We start from the raw sequence: 17,625 nt of genomic DNA on the forward strand, positions 1-17,625 counted from the left end.
CTCAGAGGTCGAACGTGCCGCGCTGGGCCTCCGGCACCAGCGCCAGGTACTCGGGGTGGTCGCGGATGACCTTCGGGACGAAGGGACAGTAGGGGAGCACCGTGCCGCCGCGCGCGGCGATCTCGTCGAGCGCCCCCACGATCAGCGTGCTGCCGATGCCCTGACCGCCGAACTCGGGGAACACGCGCGTGTGCGGCAGGGCGTACTCGTCGCCGTCGCGCCGGTAGTCGACGTAGCCGGCGAGGCGTCCGTCGACGGTGATCTCGAAGCGCGTCTCGGCGCTGTTGTCGTGCACGGTGGTGGTCATCCGACACTCCTTGACGGGGTTGAGGTTGTCCGCACTGGCCAACGTACGTCACAATGTCTGCAGGTGCTCTCAAGACGCTGGGGAAGGCGAACTAGGGAGGCACCATGAACATGTCTTTGCCGACGACCCCCACCCGGGGAGTGCTCTTCATTCACTCCTCGGTCTCTGCGCTGTGCCCGCACGTCGAGTGGGCCGTCGCCGGTGTGCTCGGTGGCACGCCCGATCTCGCCTGGGTCGCGCAGCCTGCCGAGCCCGGGACGTACCGGGCCGAGCTGTCGTGGCAGGCTCCCGCCGGCACCTCCGCCAAGCTCGCCTCCGCCCTGCGTGGCTGGGAGCTGCTGCGCTTCGAGGTCACCGAGGAGCCGACGTCGTCCAGCGAGGGCGCTCGCTACTCGTACACGCCGAAGCTCGGCATCTTCCACGCCCTGACGGGCCTGCACGGCGACGTCATGATCCCGGAGGACCGCATCAAGGCGTTCCGGGTCAAGGCCGCCCTGGGCGAGGTCGACCTCGAGACGGCTCTCGACGGCCTGCTGGGCGTCGCGTGGGACGCCGAGCTCGAGCCGTTCCGGCACGCGGGCGACGGTGCCCCGGTGCGGTGGCTGCACCAGGTCATCTGACCCCGGGCCGAGTCAGCCGATCGTGACCGTGATCGACGGCGTCGACTCCCCGGTGGCCTTGTTGGTCACGCGGAACTGACGCTCGCCCGTGCGCGAGGTGTAGAGCTCGGTGCGGAAGATGCCGCCGTCGCGGACCTGCGTCTGGATCGGGAAGTCGTCCCACGCGGCGCCGGAGCCGCCGTCCTTGACCTCGACCTGCAGGTCCTCGCCGTCCGAGCTGCCGGGGAACGCCCCGCTGAGCAGGAAGCGCTCACCGGGGGACACCTGCTCGCTCGACGTGTTGATCGTGGGCTTGGGGTCGGCCGTGGGGCTCGCGGGCGCCGGTGTCGTCTCCTCGGCCGGCTCAGGCGTCGTCGCGGTGGGCGTCGGCGTGCCCCCGATGGGTGGCAGGTCGACCTTGCTGATGCCGGTGGCGCTCACGAGCGCCGCACCGCCGAGGCCCAGCACGCCGCCGATGACCAGGCCGAAGAACACGAACGTCGCGACGTAGCTGGTCTTGCGGGCACGGCTGGCACCCGCGGGCCGGGCCGGGGGCGGGGGCGGGCTCGCGAGAGCCGTCGTGGTGCGGGTCGGACGATCGGCGGCGGACTGGGCGACGACGGCGTCGATCGCGTCCTGCACCGTGACCACGGAGTCGATCGCCGCATCCGACAGGCGGACGCCGAACCGGCGGCCCAGCTCCTCCCCGACCTCGACGATCGTCAGCGAGTCGGTGCCCAGCTCGGCCAGCGCGGCGGACGGGACGACGGCGTCGGCGCGGCAGTCGACGACGCGCACGAGGATGTCGGTCAGCTGCTCGTGGATCGAGGAGGGAGAAGGCACGGGGTCAGTCTAACGACGCCGTGCCGCGCATCACGGCATCCTCGACCGATCCGCCGGACCGGATGGCCCGACCAGCCCTAGACTGGCTCGATGGAGAGCATCGAGGACGTCCAGTACGTCGTGGTGCACGGCTATCGCAGGGCATTTCGCATCGCGGGGTCCGGGCCGGCACTGCTGCTGCTCCACGGTCTGGCCTGCGACTCCTCGACGTGGGTCGACGTCATGCCGGCGCTGGCCGAGCACTACACCGTCATCGCCCCCGACCTGCTCGGGCACGGCGAGTCCGACAAGCCCGATGCCGACTACTCGCTCGGCGGGTACGCCAACGGCATGCGCGACCTCCTGACGGTGCTGGGCATCGACAAGGTCACGGTCGTCGGCCACAGCTTCGGCGGTGGCGTCGCGATGCAGTTCGCGTACCAGTTCCCCGACCGCACCGAGCGGGTCGTGCTGGTGTCGACGGGTGGCCTCGGCAAGGAGGTCACGCCCCTCATCCGCTTCCTGACCGTCCCCGGCAGCGGTCTCGCGCTGGCGGCGGCCACGTTCCGTCCGTGGCGTCCGCTCGTCTCGGGCGCGCTGACGTCGATGTCGCGGCTGCCGATCAGCGCCACGCGCGACCTCGGCGAGGTGGCCCGCATCTACGAGGCGCTGGCCGACCCCGCCCAGCGCACCGCGGTGCAGAGGGTCACGAGCCACGTGCTCAACTGGCGCGGCCAGTACGTCACCATGACCGACCGCAGCTATCTGGCGCGGCTCATGCCGGTGCTCGTGATCTGGGGCCGCGACGACATGGTGATCCCGGCGTCGCACGCCGACTCGGCCCCGACCCAGGTCTCGGACGTCCACGTGTTCGAGGACTCCGGCCACTTCCCGCACCGCGACCATCCCGACGAGTTCTCGCGCATCGTCGTCGAGTTCGTCGAGGCCAACGCCCCGGCCTCGTACCACCGCGGACGGTGGAGGGCGCTGCTGCGCCGAGGAGACCAGTACCAGCTCGAGAGCGTCGTGCCCGAGCCGGTGCCCGTCGCGGCCGCGGAGCCGGCGATCAGCTGACGGGGGTCGGCTCGACCTCGGGGGTGTCCTCGTCGGCCGCGAGTCGTCGGCGCTTCTGCCACCGGGTGTTGCCCGTGGCCCACGCGCCGACCGCCACGGCGATCCAGCCGATCAGCAGGCCGCCGATGTCGTCGGCGATGTAGTGCCAGCCGAGGTACAGGGTCGCCAGGATCGTGAAGCCGAGGTAGATCCACGCGGTGTACCGGATGGCGCGGGCGATGCCGGCGTAGTGCAGGAACAGGGCCAGCGTGAACACGACCGAGACGTGCAGCGACGCGAAGCCGGCGATGCCGAAGATCTTGTCGCCCTGCGGATCCTCCTTGAAGCCGAACGCGCCCCTCAGCAGCGACATCTGCAGCTGCGTGGCGCCGTTCTCCGGAAGGTCGGCGAAGCGCTGGGGCTCGTAGAAGGCGGGGCCGAGCGTCGGCAGGCTGTAGTAGCTGACGACGCCGAGCACCCAGTTGAGGCTCACGGCGGTCGCGTACCAGGCGCCCACCGTGACGTCGCGGTGCAGCACCAGCACCGCCGCGACCGTGATCGGCACGACGGGCAGGTACAGCACGTACAGCACCGCCAGCACCTGCGCGGCGACCGTGGTGCCGAGAACCGAGTGCAGCACCTCGGCCGGGTTGTTGCCGAAGAACAGGACGTGGTCGAGCTGGAGCAGCGCACGGTCGTGGATCGTGTTGGTCAGCTCGGGCAGGTAGCTCTTGAGGTTGCGGTAGCTGACGTAGCAGACGTAGAACGACACCATGCCGGTCGCGGCGTACGCGACGCGCTTGAGCGTCCACTCGTTGCGGACGATCGTGCGGACGCCCGACAGGGTGTTCTTGACGCCGTACCGGTGGATGGCCTGCGGCACGATGCCGACCAGGAACAGCAGGACGCCCAGCAGCGGCAACCGGATGTAGGCCGGCCCGAGGAAGCCCTCGGGATCCTTCAGACCGACGTTCAGGTCGTGCGAGAAGTAGATCGCGGTCGCGCCCACCGCGACGGACAGGCAGAAGGCGAAGGCGTACGGCCAGCGGAGGAACGCACGAGGCCAACGGAGCATGGACGCCATCTTAGGCGCCCATGCCCAACCTCAGCCACGAGGTCTGTCTCAAGCGTCGCCGCCCACCTGCTCGACATCGGCCACGGCGGTCGGGTCGTCGATGCGGAACCGGGTGAAGGCCTCTCGGGCCTTCTCCGGCGGCACCGAGCCGCGCTGGGCCAGCGTCTGCAGCACCGACACGACGATCGACTCGGCGTCGATCTGGAACACGCGACGGGCCGCCGCGCGCGTGTCGGCGAAGCCGAAGCCGTCGGCTCCGAGCGACTGCCACGGACCGGGGACCCAGCGGGCGATCTGGTCGGGGACGGCGCGCATGTAGTCGCTGACGGCGACCGTGACGGCGCTGGAGTCCATGAGCCGCGACGTGATGTACGGCATCTTGCTGTACTCGCCGGGGTTGTTGAGGTTCCACTTCTCCGCCGCGATGGCGTCGCGGGCGAGCTCGTTCCACGACGTGACCGACCAGACGTCGGCGGCGACGCCGTAGTCGTCGGCCAGGATCTGCTGGGCCTTGAGCGCCCACGGCACCGCGACGCCGGACGCCATGATGCGCGCCGGCACGCCCTCGCCGGACGCCTTGCGGTAGATGTAGGCACCCTTCAGCAGGCCCTCGACGTCGACGTCCTCCGGCTCGGCCGGCTGGTTGAACGCCTCGTTGTAGACCGTCAGGTAGAAGATGACGTCCTCGCCGTGCGGGTGCTGGTCGGTCGTGCCGTACATGCGCTCCAGGCCCAGCTTCACGATGTGGCTGATCTCGAAGCTGAACGCCGGGTCGTAGTGCACGACGGCCGGGTTGGTCTGCGCGATCAGCGGCGAGTGGCCGTCGGCGTGCTGGAGGCCCTCACCGGTCAGCGTCGTGCGTCCGGCCGTGGCGCCGATCAGGAAGCCGCGGGCCAGCTGGTCTGCCATCGCCCAGATCGAGTCGGCGGTCCGCTGGAAGCCGAACATCGAGTAGAACATGTAGACCGGGATCATCGGCTCGCCGTGCGTCGAGTACGAGCTGCCCGCCGCGATCGCCGACGCCATCGCGCCGGCCTCGCTGATGCCCTCGTGCAACAGCTGGCCCTGGGCCGACTCCTTGTACGCGAGCAGCAGCTTGCGGTCGACCGACTCGTACGTCTGGCCGGCCGGGTTGTAGATCTTGGCCGACGGGAACATCGAGTCCATGCCGAACGTGCGGTACTCGTCGGGCGCGATCGGGACGATGCGACGTCCGATCTCGGGATCCTTCATGAGGTCGCGGAGCAGGCGGACGAACGCCATCGTCGTGGCGATCTGCTGCTTGCCCGAGCCCTTCTTGAGCTCCTCGTAGACCTTCGGGTCGGGCAGCTTGACGGTCGTCGGGTTGACGATGCGCTTGGGCAGCGAGCCGCCCAGTGCCTCGCGCCGGGCCTTCATGTACTGGATCTCTTCGCTGTCGGGACCCGGGTGGTAGAACGGCGCGATGTCGCTGCCGTCGATCTGCTCGTCGGAGACCGGGATGTTGAGGCGGTCGCGGAAGCCCTTGAGGTCGTCCTTGGTCAGCTTCTTCATCTGGTGCGTCGCGTTGCGTCCGGCGAACGACTCCAGCAGCCAGCCCTTGACGGTGTGCGCCAGGATGACGGTCGGCTGGCCCGTGTGCTTCTGGGCGGCCTCGAAGGCGGCGTAGACCTTGCGGTAGTCGTGACCGCCGCGAGGCAGACGCTCGATGTCGCCGTCGGTGAGGTGCTCGACCATCTTCTGCAGGCGCGGGTCGGGCCCGAAGAAGTTCTCGCGGTTGTAGGCACCGGTCTCGACCGACAGGGTCTGGAACTCGCCGTCGGGGGTGCGGTTCATCTGGTTGACGAGGGTGCCGTCGGTGTCGCGGGCGAGCAGGTCGTCCCACTCGCGTCCCCACACGACCTTGATGACGTTCCAGCCCGCACCACGGAACGTGGACTCGAGCTCCTGGATGATCTTGCCGTTGCCGCGCACCGGTCCGTCGAGCTGCTGCAGGTTGCAGTTGATGACCCAGGTCAGGTTGTCGAGCTCCTCGCGAGCGGCGACGCCGATCGCGCCGAGCGACTCGACCTCGCCCATCTCGCCGTCGCCCAGGAACGTCCAGACGTGCTGCTGGCTGGTGTCCTTGATGCCGCGGTTCTGGAGGTAGCGGTTGAAGCGCGCCTGGTAGATCGAGTTGATGCCGCCGAGGCCCATCGAGACGGTCGGGAACTCCCAGTAGTCCTGCATGAGGCGCGGGTGCGGGTACGACGACAGGCCGTTGCCCTCGCCGTGCGAGTGCTCCTGGCGGAACCGGTCCATCTGCGTCTCGTTCAGTCCGCCCTCGAGGAACGAGCGGGCGTAGATGCCGGGCGCCGCGTGACCCTGGAAGTAGATGTGGTCACCGCCGCCGGGGTGGTCCTTGCCGCGGAAGAAGTGGTTGAAGCCGACCTCGTACAGGCTGGCCGCGGACTGGTACGACGCGATGTGACCGCCGACCCCCAGGCCGGGACGGTTGGCGCGCGACACCATGACGGCGGCGTTCCAGCGGATGTAGGAGCGGATGCGACGCTCGATCGCCTCGTTGCCGGGGAACCACGGCTCGCGCTCGGGAGGGATCGTGTTGATGAAGTCGGTGCTGCGCAGAGCCGGCACGCCGACGTTCTGCTCGCGAGCCCGCTCGAGGAGCTTGAGCATCACGTAACGAGCACGGCTGCGTCCGCGGCTGTCGACCATGTCGTCGAGCGAGGACAGCCACTCGGCCGTCTCGTCGGGGTCGATGTCAGGCAGTTGGGTCGGAAGACCCTCGTGGATGACGGGCGGACGTTCCTGGCCGGATTGCGGCATGTTCACTCCCAGTTGTCTTGTGGACGTGTCCATCATTCCACCTCCGGTTCGCTACTGTGATACCGGCAACCCATGCCGACGAACCTACTTTTGAGTAGGTTTTCGACGAACGCGAGGAGACATACCGGTGGACGCGGGCAAGCTGGGCTTCGGTCCTGACACCGTCATCCAGGAGCTTGGCTGGGATGAGGACGTCGACGAGGAACTTCGGGTCGAGATCGAGCGTCACACCGGCAACGACCTGGTGGACGGCGACTTCGGCGAGGACGTCGAGGGGGTCATCCTGTGGTGGCGCGACGGCGACGGAGATCTGACCGACGCACTCGTCGACTCCCTGACCGACCTGGTCGATGGCGGCAACGTGTGGCTCCTGACGCCGAAGGTGGGCCGCGACAACTACGTCCCGGGCGCCGACGTCGTCGAGGCCGCCGAGGTGGCCGGTCTGTCGGTCACCACGACGTCCGCCGCGACGGCCGACTGGGCCGCCACCCGGCTCACCGCCCACAAGCGCTGAGACCGAGGGCGCGCCGCGCCCGAGCGTCGAAGCGCGCCAGCGCAGCGTGAGCGTGCGCGGCGAAGCCGCCGGACCGCGAGGCGTGGCGAGCGATCGAGCTCGCCGCGCCGCGCCGCTGACGCTCGTGCTGACCTGGGGCTTCGCTCCCTGGGTATCGACGTCGTCCCCCAGGGAGGCCGCCGGCGGCCGACCGTGAGCGGAGCGAGGGGGACTGACGCCAGTGATTCGCCTCAGGCTCGGCCCTCACGCTCGCTTCGCTCCCTGGCGATTCGACGTCGTCCCCCAGGGAGGCCGCCGGCGGCCGACCGTGAGCGGAGCGAGGGGGACTGACGCCCGCGAATCGCCTCAGGCTCGGCCCTCACGCTCGCTTCGCTCCCTGGCGGACTTCAGCGCACTAGGCTCGGTGCATGACTCTTTCCATCGGCGACGCCGCACCCGACTTCACGCTCAAGAACCAGCACGGCGAGGACGTCTCGCTGTCGTCCCTGCGCGGCAAGAACGTCGTGCTCGTGTTCTTCCCGTTCGCGTTCAGCGGCATCTGCACGGGCGAGCTGTGCGAGATCCGCGACAACCTCGAGGCCTTCGAGACCGACGACGCCGAGGTGCTCGCGATCTCGTGCGACCACTTCTTCTCGAACCGGGCATTCGCGGACCGGGACGGCTACACGTTCTCGATCCTGAGCGACTTCTGGCCGCACGGCGACGTGTCGCGCGCGTACGGCTCGTTCAACGAGGACGCCGGCGCGCCGAACCGCGGCGCCTTCGTCATCGACCGCGAGGGGATCCTGCGCTGGCAGGTCGTCAACGGCATCGGTGAGGCCCGCGATCTTGCTGACTATCGGACCGCGCTCGCCGACCTGGCGTGAGCGCCTCGGCTTTCCCTAAATCTTCCTGAATCGGCTGCGGCTGGGCCTGCCGATGCGCTTTGATGAACGTGCTGCGGCTGCCAGGGACCCGAGACCTTGGCAGCCGCAGCCTTTGCGTGTGCCGCCCCGTGCCGGTCGTTGCGGTAGTGTGCCGCTGTCCTGAGGGCGAATAGCTCAGCTGGTTAGAGCTTCCGGTTTACACCCGGACGGTCGGGGGTTCGAGTCCCTCTTCGCCCACCCCTGCCGGGTGCTTGCACGGACGATCGACGTGCGGCTGCGCACACGTCCCGTCGATCGTGCCTACGATCGGCGGGTGCTGCTCGCCGCTCACCCGGACGACGATCCCGGGCACGACGGCTCGTCGTGACGTCGCGGGTGCCCGCGGAATTCGCTGCCGAGTCGCCGGCTCGAGCGACACGGACGGGCCCGGGTGACAGGTCGTTGCTTTCACACCAGCCCCAGGCGTAACTTCGGATCGGCGTCCGCACGGGGTGCCCGTCCTGAGGGGGACCCATGAAGACACCCGCCGTCAGAGCCGCCTCGGCGCTCCTCGCCACCGTCGCGCTCGTGGCCGCCGGGATGATGGCGCCGGCCTCCGCGGCCGGCAGCACCGCGAGGCTCACAGGTGTCGTGTCGCTCGATGGCAGGCCGGTCCCGTTCGCGAAGGTGCAGCTGTTCCGCCTCGTCTACGACACGACGACCGAGGAGCGCGAGGTCTCGTCGCGCCTCAAGACCGACAACACGGACCGGAAGGGCCGGTACGACTTCTCCGGTCTGTCGGCGACGTCCTCGAGCGGCACGTACGCCGTGCTGGTGACCGACCGCTCGAGCGCGGGCGTCAAGACCTATCGGACGGTGGTCGTGAAGACGGGCAGGACCCTCACGAGGAACGTGCGCCTCGCGGCGGCGGCCACGGTGACGGGTTCGGTCAACACGTCGGACGGCCGCTCACCCGCCGGGTTGACGATCACCCTCGACTCGAACCGGGACGATCTCCTCCCGGGGTCCTACGACAAGCTGAAGCCGGTCTTCGACACGGCCGTGCGGGCCGACGGGACCTTCCGTCTCGCCGGGGTTCCTGCCACCGGGTACGACGCGGTGCAGCTCATGGACGGCCGACACGCCGTGCAGTGCTACGACCTCGTCAGCAGCTCCTTGGGCTCCTGCGAGTCGATCCCGTTCCAGCAGAAGAAGATCACGTTGAGGCCCGGCGAGACCCGCGTCCTGCCGACGGTGACCAAGACGACGTTCGCCCCACCCGTGACCAAGGTGGCTGGCACGGTCACCGACACGTCCGGCAGACCGCTGAAGGGCATCGAGGTCAGCGTGCTGGGCGACTCCGTGCGGGAGACGGTCCTGACGCGGTCGAGCGGTCGGTACTCGCTGCGGGGGAGCATCCCCGCCGGCCAGTACACCGTTCGGTACGACGATCCTCGGCGCGTGTGGGCGTCGCAGTACCTCGGCGGTGACACGGACCTGACGGTGCGTCGCCAGGTCGTCGTGACGCCGGGGCAGCCCGCCGCCGGGCTCAACACGCGGCTGAAGTCGGCGACCAAGAACAGGGTCTCGTTCAGGTCGGGCAAGGGATTCATCGAGGTGACGTTCTCCCTGGTGAGACGCGTGTCGGGTGGACGGCCGAGCGGGTCGATGACGATCACGTCGGCGGGCTCGTCGGCGACGGCTCGGGTGAAGAACGGCAAGGTCACCGTCAGGCTGACCGGACTTCCCGGATCGCGGCACGCGGTGACGGCGGTCTACTCCGGGACGTCGAACACCGCGGGATTCACGCGCGGCTTCTCGCCGAGGTGACGGAACGTGTTCCGCCCGGTCTTTCGCGCGGGGTGTCGTTCGGTCATGGTGAGTCTCGCTCCTGACGAACGAGCAGCTGCAGGACCCGGCGCGAACCTGCGTGCCGGCAACAAGAGGGGAGTGTCATGACGTCATCGATCACGAGGAGCGGCGCCGTCGCCGCGGTGGTGGCGGCGATCGCGCTGCTGGCCGGGGGGCTCACGTCGCCGGCGGTCGCCGCGACGAGCAAGGCCACCGTCAAGGGCGTCGTGACGCTCGACGGCAAGCCCGTGTCGTTCGCGCGGGTCCAGCTGTACCGCGACATGGGCGACGACGTCGACGACCCCGAGTACGCGCGGGTCAAGACCGCGAACACCGACAGCAAGGGGCGCTACACGATCTCCGGCGTGTCGCTGGTCAAGCTCTCGTCGGAGTCCGCCGGGTACGCCGTCGTGGTCAGCGACCGCTCCGGCAACATCGTCAGGACGCACCGGTCCGTCCGCCCCAAGGCGGGCAAGGTCGTGACGCGCAACGTCTGGGCGCAGCGCGCCGGGATCATCACCGGCACGGTGACCCGCTCCGACGGCGGCGACCCGCGTGCCCTCGAGGTGACGATCGCCAGCGAGGAGGACGAGGAGACGCGCGACAACTACTTCGTCCCGGAGTTCGCCACGGCCGAGGACGCCACGGTGAAGGCCGACGGCACGTTCACGCTCGGCGGCGTCGCCCCCGGCACGTACAACGCGCTGATCGTCAGGGGAGCGCCGTACGCGGCCCAGTGCTTCTCCCCGGCGACCAACGCGCTCGCCGACTGCGACGACTCGGTCGCCCAGCGCATCGCGGTCGGCGCCGGTGAGCGCCGGCAGGTCCCACCCCTCACCGCGGCCAAGGCGCTGCCGCCGACGACGACCGTCACGGGACAGGTCACCGACACCTCGGGCCGGTCCCTCAAGGGCATCCACGTCAGCATCACCGGTGCAGGCGTCAGCGAGGTCGGCGTGACGCGGTCGAGCGGTCGCTTCACCGTCCGCGAGGTTCTTCCTTCCGGCTCGTACCAGGTGCGGTACGACGACCCCGACGGCGTGTGGGCGTCGCAGTACCTGGGCGGTGGCCCCGACAAGTCCGTGCGTCAGCCGATCACGGTCGTCTCGGGTCAGCCCGTCCGCTCCGTCGACACGAGGCTGAAGTCCGTCGCGAGGGCCAAGATCGCCACCCGGACCGGTGCGGGCACGGCCAAGGTCGCGTTCCGGATCACGCGCAAGGCCTCGGGCAGCGCCCCGAGTGGCACGCTGACGCTCTCGTACGAGGGCATCACGAAGACCGTCAAGGTCACCAAGGGCACGGCGACCGTGACGCTGACGGGCCTTCGCAAGGGTGTGCGCAAGCTCGTCGCCGACTACTCGGGCACCGGCAGCACGGCCGGCTTCTCCAAGACCGTCAGGGTCACGGTGAAGTAGCGCCGCCCGGAAAGCCTGCGGATTCCAGATCGCGCGGCTACCGTGTCTCGATGTGACGTGGGTCACTCAGGGGGAGTCCCCTTCACATCGAGTCGAGGAATGCGTATGCGTCGAACAGTTGCTGCCGGGATCGTCGTGTGCCTGACGGCCGTCGGTGGACCATCCGGGATGGCGTCCGCCGACGAGCCGGCGCAGGCACCGCTGCGCTACGTGGCGTTGGGTGACTCCTACAGCGCCGGAGCCGGTCTGCTGCCTCTCGCCCCTGGTGCCTCCCCGAACTGCGCGCAGTCGACACTCAACTTCCCGCACGTGCTGGCGACAAGGCTCAACGCGAACCTGACGGACGCGTCGTGCAGCGGGGCCGACACCACGGACTACTTCCAGCCGCAGTTCTCCGACGTCGCGCCGCAGCTGGACCGGCTGACGGCCGACACCGATCTGGTGACGATGACGATCGGCGGCAACGACAGCAGCGTGTTCAGCGGTGCGATCCAGAAATGCGTCACGGCTGGCCTGTCCACGCTAGGAACGGGCAGCCCGTGCAAGGACCAGAACGGCGACTCCTTCGAGAACACGGTGCGCAACACGACGTACCCGGCCCTGGTCAAGGCGCTGACGGCGGTGCAGCAGCGCTCGCCGGACGCGCGCGTCATCATCCTCGGCTACCCGTCGATCCTGCCGGCCACCGTCGGTTGCTATGTGAGCGTGCCGGTCGCGACGGGCGACGTCCCCTACCTGCGCAGCCTGCAGAGCACCCTCAACGACGCCGTCCGCAGGGCCGCGTCCGCGACCGGTGCGACGTACGTCGACCTGAACGGACCGTCGGAGGGCCGCGACGCCTGCAAGCCGATCGGGACACGCTGGGTCGAGCCGGTCATCGGCGGCACCAACCCGGTGATCCTGCACCCCAACGCGCAGGGCGAGCAGGCCCTGGCCGATCTGGCCTTCGCGGCGTTCTCGGCTCTGCCCTCGTCGTCGACCCTCTCGGGCCGCATCACGGGCTACTCGGGCAAGGCGGTGAAGGGCGCGAGCGTCCGTGTCACCGCCGTCAACGGGACCGCCAGCCGCTCCGTCGCGACGCGCGCGAACGGCCGGTTCACCCTCGCGGGCATCCCGAAGGGGTCGTACGTGGTGCGGGTCGTCGACCCGAGGAAGGCATGGGCGTCTCGGTACCTCGGAGGTGGCTCGAGCCGGCCGACGGCGCGGGTCGTGACGGTCAAGCGCGGCAAGGACGTCTCCGGGCTCGACGTGAGGCTCAAGGCGGCGGTGCGCGCGACCGTCGCACGCAGGGGCGGCAACGACTCGGTCAAGGTGTCCGTGTCGATCAGGCGAGCCGTGACCAAGACCCGTCCCGGCGGCAAGGTCACCGTCTCGTACGGCAAGCGGGTCAAGACCGTCAAGGTCAGGCAGGGCCGCGCGACACTGAAGCTGTCGCGCATCCCGGCCGGCACCCGCACCGTGACGGTGAAGTACTCCGGGACGGACAGCACGGCCGGCTTCACGCGCACGTACCGCGTCCGCGTGCGGTGACACGATGTCGGGGTGACTTCATCGATGTCCTCTGCTCTCGTGGCACGCCTGCGCGCGGCCGGCAGCGTCTTCGCCGAGGACGAGGCCGACGTGCTGCGGTCGTCCGCCGCCTCGCCGGGCGAGCTCGAGCAGATGACGGCTCGCCGGCTGCGGGGCGAGCCACTCGAGGTCGTGGTCGGGTGGGCCGAGTTCCACGGACGGCGGGTCGTCGTGGACGCGGGAGTGTTCGTGCCACGGGCCCGCTCGGGCGTGCTGGTGGAGCACGGGACCGGGCTGGTCGGCCAGGGGTCCGTGGTGGTCGACCTGTGCTGCGGCACGGGGGCCGTTGGCGTGGCGCTGCACCACGAGGTGCCGGGCATCGAGCTGCACGCAGCGGACGTCGACCCGGCGGCGGTGGCCTGCGCCCGCCGCAACGTCGAGCCGCTCGGCGGCCACCTGCACGGGGGTGACCTCTTCGAGGCGCTGCCGATCGAGCTGCGCCGGCGCGTCGACCTGCTGGTCGTGAACGCGCCGTACGTCCCGACCGACGCGATCGCGTCGATGCCGCCCGAGGCCCGCGACCACGAGCCCCGCACCGCGCTCGACGGTGGCCCCGACGGGATCGCGTTCCACCGACGGCTCGCCGCTGGGGTGGCGGACTGGTGGGCACCGGGTGGCCACCTGCTCGTCGAGACCAGCATGCGGCAGGCGCCACTGACCGCCGAGGCCTTCGAGCGGGCAGGGCTGTCGGCACGAGTCGTTCGGTGCGAGGACGTCGACGGCACGGCGGTGCTGGTGTCGTCCACCGCCTGACGGCCGCCGCGACCGAGGTGTCGTGGGCTCCTGACACGATGCTCGTATGCCTTCTGCGACCAGCACCGCCTCCGACGCCACGACCGCGCTGCGGCGCCTCACCAGCCGCGACGACGCCGTCTTCCACGACGGGCAGCTCGAGGCGATCGAGGCCCTCGTCGACGGCCACCGGCGTGCCCTGGTGGTCCAGCGCACGGGGTGGGGCAAGTCGGCGGTCTACTTCATCTCGACGTTGCTGCTCCGCCAGCGCGGTGCGGGTCCGACGCTGCTGGTCTCGCCCCTGCTCGCGCTGATGCGCGACCAGGTCGCGGCCGCGGCGCGAGCAGGGGTCCGTGCCGTCGCGATCAACTCGGCCAACCCGCACGAGTGGGACGAGACGCGGGCCAAGCTCGCCGCCGACGAGATCGACATCCTGCTGGTCTCTCCGGAGCGGCTCAACAACCCGCGCTTCCGCGACGAGCAGCTGCCCGCGCTGATCGAGCGCATGGGCATGCTCGTGGTCGACGAGGCCCACTGCATCTCCGACTGGGGGCACGACTTCCGCCCCGACTACCGACGGCTCGCCGAGCTGATCGGGCAGCTGCCGTCCGACCTGCCCGTGCTGGCCACGACCGCGACGGCCAACGCCCGCGTCGTCACCGACGTCGCCGAGCAGCTCGGCGCCGCGGGCGAGGTGCTGACCATCAGGGGGTCCCTGGCCCGCACCTCGCTGCGCCTCGGCGTGCTCGAGCTGCCCGGGGCGCGCGACCGGCTCGGCTGGCTGCTCAGCCACCTCGCCGAGCTGCCCGGCAGCGGCATCATCTACGCGCTGACGGTGTCCGCGGCCGAGGACACCGCGCGGCTGCTCCGCGAGGGTGGCCATGCCGTGCGCGCCTACACCGGGCGCACCGACCCCGAGGAGCGCGAGCAGCTCGAGGGCCAGCTCAAGGGCAACGAGCTCAAGGCACTCGTGGCCACCAGCGCACTCGGCATGGGCTTCGACAAGCCCGATCTCGGCTTCGTCATCCACCTCGGCGCACCCTCGTCGCCCGTCGCCTACTACCAGCAGGTCGGACGTGCCGGCCGCGCCACCGACAACGCCGACGTCCTGCTGCTGCCCGGGCGCGAGGACAAGGACATCTGGACGTACTTCGCGACGTCGTCGATGCCGAGCGAGGAGCGGGCGGCGGCCGTCATCGGCGAGCTCGGCGAGGCGCCGCTGTCGACGCCCGCCCTCGAGGCCCGGGTCAACCTGCGCCGCACCCCGCTCGAGCTGCTGCTGAAGGTGCTCGACGTCGACGGTGCGGTGCGTAAGGTGCAGGGCGGCTGGGTCGCGACCGGTCAGCCCTGGGTCTACGACCGCGAGCGCTACGAGCGCATCGCGGCGGCCCGCGACGCCGAGCAGCAGTCGATGCTGACCTACCAGCACGACGCGACGTGTCGCATGGAGATGCTGCAGCGCGACCTCGACGACACCACGGCGGCGTCGTGCGGCCGGTGCGACAACTGCGCGGGCCCGTGGTTCCCGACCGGTGTCGACACCGCCGCGACCCAGGTCGCGTCCGGCACGCTCGACAAGGTCGGCGTCGAGGTCGAGCCACGCGGTCAGTGGCCGACCGGGGCCGAGCGCCTGGGCGTCGAGGCGAAGGGCAAGATCCCGGTCGACGACCGCGCCGAGGCGGGCCGCGCGGTCGCCCGTCTGACCGACCTCGGCTGGGGTGGTGCGCTGCGCGAGCTGTTCGCCGCCGGAGCGCCCGACGGGCCCATCGGCGACGAGCTGCTGGGGGCTTGCGTCCGGGTGCTGAAGGACTGGGGCTGGGCCGAGCGCCCCGCCGCGGTCGTCAGCATCCCGTCGCGGTCCAAGCCGCAGCTCGTCGACTCGATGGCGCGAGGCATCGCGCGCATCGGCCGCCTGACCGATCTCGGGTCCCTCGACCTCGTCGGCGAAGGATCGCGGGGCGGGCCCGGCGGCAACAGCGCCTACCGGCTGGCCGACGTGTGGGGCCAGCTCGCGGTCGGTCCGGCGCTCGCCGACGGGCTCCAGTCACTCGGGGGCAGGCCCGTGCTGCTGATCGACGACCGGGTCGACAGCCGGTGGACGTTGACGGTCGCGGCGCGCGAGCTGCGCCGCCACGGCGCCGGCGCGGTGCTCCCGCTCGTGCTGGCCCAGGTCGGCTGAGGCATTCGTCGGTACGTTGGTCGGCATGGAACACAGATATCTGGGCAACAGCGGTCTCAAGATCTCCGAGATCGCCTACGGCAACTGGCTGACCCACGGCTCGCAGGTCGAGGAGGACGCGGCGACCGCATGCGTCCGGCAGGCGCTCGAGGTCGGCATCACGACCTTCGACACCGCCGACGTCTACGCCAACACCAAGGCGGAGTCGGTGCTCGGTCGCGCCCTGGCCGGCCAGCGGCGCGAGTCGCTCGAGATCCTGACGAAGGTCTACTGGACCACCGGTCCCGGAGGCCCCAACGACTCCGGCCTGTCGCGCAAGCACATCATGGAGTCGATCAACGGATCGCTCACCCGTCTGCAGACCGACTACGTCGACCTCTACCAGGCGCACCGCTTCGACGTGCACACGCCGCTCGAGGAGACGATGCAGGCGTTCGCGGACGTCGTGAGGTCGGGCAAGGCCCTCTACATCGGCGTCTCGGAGTGGACGGCCGAGCAGATCCGCGAGGGGCAGACGCTGGCCCGTGAGCTCGGCTTCTCGCTGATCTCGAGCCAGCCGCAGTACTCGATGCTGTGGCGCGTCATCGAGGACGAGGTCGTGCCGGCCAGCGACGAGCTCGGCCTCGGCCAGATCGTGTGGTCGCCGATCGCGCAGGGCGTGCTGACCGGCAAGTACAAGCCGGGCCAGCCCGTTCCCGAGGGCTCCCGCGCGACCGACGAGTCGGGTGGTTCGCAGAACATCAGCCGGTGGCTGCGCGACGACGTGCTCGAGGCCGTCGCTCGGCTCGAGCCGATCGCCGACCAGGCCGGCATCTCGATGGCCCAGCTCGCGGTGGCGTGGGTGCTGCACCGGCCCAACATCTCCGCGGCGATCATCGGTGCCTCGCGGCCCGAGCAGGTCACCGACAACGCCAAGGCGTCGGGTGTCGCGCTGGGCGACGACGCCATGGCCGCGATCGACGAGGCCCTCGGTGACGTCGTCGTCCGTGACGCCTCGCTGACGGCCGAGCAGACGCCGGCCGCGCGTCCGTCGTGAGCGGCGACGTGACGGTCCTGCGCGACGTCGTGTCGGTGCTCGACGGCCTGTACGACCCGCGGTGGGCCGACGACTGGGACGCCGTCGGCACGGTCGCGGGCGATCCCGACGCGCCGGTCACCAAGGTGCTCCTGGCCGTCGACCCGGTCACCGCGGTGGTCGACGAGGCCGTCGCCTGGGGTGCCGACCTGATGGTCGTCCACCACCCCCTGTGGCTCAAGGGCGTCACGTCGGTGGCGGCCGACTCGCCGAAGGGTCGCGTCGTGCACACCCTGATCAGCCACGGCATCGCGCTGCACACGTGCCACACCAACGCCGACTGCCCACCGCTCGGCGTCTCGGAGTCGATGGCGTTCGCGCTGGGCGTGCAGGACGTCCGCCCGCTCGAGCCCGACGACTCACCCGAGCGCGGCAGCGGCCGCATCGGCACGCTGGCCTCACCGGTCACGCTCGACGAGTTCGCGCGCCGTGTCGCGACGAACCTGCCGTCGCACCACAGCGCCGTGCGCATCGCCGGCGACCCGGACCGGATGGTCGAGACCGTCGCGCTGTGCGGGGGATCGGGCGACTTCCTGCTCGGAGCCGCACAGGCTCAGGGAGCCGACGTCTACGTCACGTCCGACCTGCGGCACCACCCCGTGAGCGAGCACCTCGAGCAGCCCGATCCGTGCGCCGTGATCGACGTGCCGCACTGGTCGGCCGAGTGGACGTGGCTGCCGGTCGCCGCCGACGCGCTGAGGTCGACCCTGCCCGGGCTCGAGGTACGGGTGTCGACGATCGTGACCGATCCGTGGACCGCGAGCCTGCCCGGTACGGTGTGACT

At 70.4% G+C, this 17,625-nt stretch carries 15 protein-coding genes and 1 tRNA gene; 12 read left to right on the top strand and 4 right to left on the bottom strand.

Annotated features, from left to right (window positions below; genetic code table 11):
• Position 1 precedes the first annotated feature (1 nt).
• The gene (locus tag IFT73_RS03150) at positions 2-349 is read right to left on the bottom strand and encodes a GNAT family N-acetyltransferase (protein ID WP_369797559.1); all 348 of its coding nucleotides are present in this window, start codon (positions 347-349) and stop codon (positions 2-4) included.
• 68 nt (positions 350-417) lie between these two features.
• On the opposite strand from IFT73_RS03150, the gene IFT73_RS03155 reads away from it, so the two are divergent.
• Positions 418-927 carry a DUF3145 domain-containing protein gene (locus IFT73_RS03155; protein WP_192166945.1) on the top strand — a complete coding sequence of 170 codons (510 nt, stop codon included), beginning with the start codon at positions 418-420 and terminating at the stop codon, positions 925-927.
• A gap of 12 nt (positions 928-939) precedes the next feature.
• Here the strand turns inward: IFT73_RS03155 and IFT73_RS03160 are convergent, their stop codons facing one another.
• Positions 940-1,749 carry a phosphopantetheine-binding protein gene (locus IFT73_RS03160; protein ID WP_192166345.1) on the bottom strand — a complete coding sequence of 270 codons (810 nt, stop codon included), beginning with the start codon at positions 1,747-1,749 and terminating at the stop codon, positions 940-942.
• Between the two features lie 90 nt (positions 1,750-1,839).
• Here IFT73_RS03160 and IFT73_RS03165 point away from each other — a divergent pair, with 90 nt between their 5' ends.
• Positions 1,840-2,802, top strand: coding sequence for an alpha/beta fold hydrolase (locus IFT73_RS03165; RefSeq protein ID WP_192166346.1), 963 nt, complete (start codon positions 1,840-1,842; stop codon positions 2,800-2,802).
• On the opposite strand, the gene IFT73_RS03170 is transcribed toward IFT73_RS03165, so the two are convergent.
• Both IFT73_RS03170 and aceE read right to left on the bottom strand, forming a co-directional pair.
• Positions 2,795-3,856 (bottom strand): phosphatase PAP2 family protein, encoded by a 1,062-nt coding sequence (locus IFT73_RS03170; protein ID WP_192166347.1) that lies wholly within the window; start codon positions 3,854-3,856, stop codon positions 2,795-2,797. The genes IFT73_RS03165 and IFT73_RS03170 overlap by 8 nt on opposite strands.
• 48 nt (positions 3,857-3,904) lie before the next feature.
• Entirely contained in the window at positions 3,905-6,661 is a 2,757-nt protein-coding gene (gene aceE, locus IFT73_RS03175; protein ID WP_192166348.1) for a pyruvate dehydrogenase (acetyl-transferring), homodimeric type, read from the bottom strand.
• Positions 6,662-6,788: 127 nt separating this feature from the next.
• Here aceE and IFT73_RS03180 point away from each other — a divergent pair, with 127 nt between their 5' ends.
• From IFT73_RS03180 to IFT73_RS03225, 10 genes are all read left to right on the top strand, one after another.
• The gene (locus IFT73_RS03180; RefSeq protein WP_082556119.1) at positions 6,789-7,175 is read left to right on the top strand and encodes a DUF3052 domain-containing protein; all 387 of its coding nucleotides are present in this window, start codon (positions 6,789-6,791) and stop codon (positions 7,173-7,175) included.
• A 407-nt stretch (positions 7,176-7,582) separates the two neighbouring features.
• Positions 7,583-8,041, top strand: a complete 459-nt coding sequence (locus IFT73_RS03185; protein WP_192166349.1) for a peroxiredoxin — start codon at positions 7,583-7,585, stop codon at positions 8,039-8,041.
• Positions 8,042-8,204: 163 nt separating this feature from the next.
• Positions 8,205-8,278, top strand: a tRNA-Val gene (locus IFT73_RS03190).
• 276 nt (positions 8,279-8,554) lie between these two features.
• On the top strand, positions 8,555-9,850 hold the full coding sequence (locus IFT73_RS03195) for a carboxypeptidase regulatory-like domain-containing protein (RefSeq protein WP_192166350.1): 1,296 nt from the start codon (positions 8,555-8,557) through the stop codon (positions 9,848-9,850).
• Positions 9,851-9,975: 125 nt separating this feature from the next.
• On the top strand, positions 9,976-11,286 hold the full coding sequence (locus IFT73_RS03200) for a carboxypeptidase regulatory-like domain-containing protein (RefSeq protein ID WP_192166351.1): 1,311 nt from the start codon (positions 9,976-9,978) through the stop codon (positions 11,284-11,286).
• A gap of 168 nt (positions 11,287-11,454) precedes the next feature.
• Complete coding sequence (locus tag IFT73_RS03205) at positions 11,455-12,816, top strand: GDSL-type esterase/lipase family protein (RefSeq protein WP_197983472.1); 1,362 nt, start codon at positions 11,455-11,457, stop codon at positions 12,814-12,816.
• Positions 12,817-12,840: 24 nt separating this feature from the next.
• Complete coding sequence (locus tag IFT73_RS03210; protein WP_192166353.1) at positions 12,841-13,608, top strand: putative protein N(5)-glutamine methyltransferase; 768 nt, start codon at positions 12,841-12,843, stop codon at positions 13,606-13,608.
• 46 nt (positions 13,609-13,654) lie between these two features.
• On the top strand, positions 13,655-15,766 hold the full coding sequence (locus IFT73_RS03215; RefSeq protein WP_192166354.1) for an ATP-dependent DNA helicase RecQ: 2,112 nt from the start codon (positions 13,655-13,657) through the stop codon (positions 15,764-15,766).
• A 25-nt stretch (positions 15,767-15,791) separates the two neighbouring features.
• Positions 15,792-16,802: an aldo/keto reductase family protein gene (locus IFT73_RS03220; protein ID WP_192166355.1), complete on the top strand. Its 1,011-nt coding sequence runs from the start codon at positions 15,792-15,794 to the stop codon at positions 16,800-16,802.
• Positions 16,799-17,623 (top strand): Nif3-like dinuclear metal center hexameric protein, encoded by an 825-nt coding sequence (locus IFT73_RS03225; RefSeq protein ID WP_371811141.1) that lies wholly within the window; start codon positions 16,799-16,801, stop codon positions 17,621-17,623. The genes IFT73_RS03220 and IFT73_RS03225 overlap by 4 nt, the downstream gene beginning before the upstream one ends.
• Positions 17,624-17,625: the final 2 nt, after the last annotated feature.

The sequence above is a fragment of the Aeromicrobium sp. CFBP 8757 genome, from assembly GCF_014841755.1.
Taxonomy (GTDB): Bacteria; Actinomycetota; Actinomycetes; order Propionibacteriales; family Nocardioidaceae; genus Aeromicrobium.

Bases quoted from the DNA above. Each gene is read 5' to 3' on its own strand.
- IFT73_RS03155 (WP_192166945.1), top strand. From the start codon at position 418: ATGTCTTTGCCGACGACCCCCACCCGGGGAGTGCTCTTCATTCACTCC.
- IFT73_RS03165 (WP_192166346.1), top strand. From the start codon at position 1,840: ATGGAGAGCATCGAGGACGTCCAGTACGTCGTGGTGCACGGCTATCGC.
- IFT73_RS03170 (WP_192166347.1), bottom strand. From the start codon at position 3,856: ATGCTCCGTTGGCCTCGTGCGTTCCTCCGCTGGCCGTACGCCTTCGCC.
- aceE (WP_192166348.1), bottom strand. From the start codon at position 6,661: ATGCCGCAATCCGGCCAGGAACGTCCGCCCGTCATCCACGAGGGTCTT.
- IFT73_RS03185 (WP_192166349.1), top strand. From the start codon at position 7,583: ATGACTCTTTCCATCGGCGACGCCGCACCCGACTTCACGCTCAAGAAC.
- IFT73_RS03195 (WP_192166350.1), top strand. From the start codon at position 8,555: ATGAAGACACCCGCCGTCAGAGCCGCCTCGGCGCTCCTCGCCACCGTC.
- IFT73_RS03200 (WP_192166351.1), top strand. From the start codon at position 9,976: ATGACGTCATCGATCACGAGGAGCGGCGCCGTCGCCGCGGTGGTGGCG.
- IFT73_RS03205 (WP_197983472.1), top strand. From the start codon at position 11,455: ATGGCGTCCGCCGACGAGCCGGCGCAGGCACCGCTGCGCTACGTGGCG.
- IFT73_RS03210 (WP_192166353.1), top strand. From the start codon at position 12,841: ATGTCCTCTGCTCTCGTGGCACGCCTGCGCGCGGCCGGCAGCGTCTTC.
- IFT73_RS03215 (WP_192166354.1), top strand. From the start codon at position 13,655: ATGCCTTCTGCGACCAGCACCGCCTCCGACGCCACGACCGCGCTGCGG.
- IFT73_RS03220 (WP_192166355.1), top strand. From the start codon at position 15,792: ATGGAACACAGATATCTGGGCAACAGCGGTCTCAAGATCTCCGAGATC.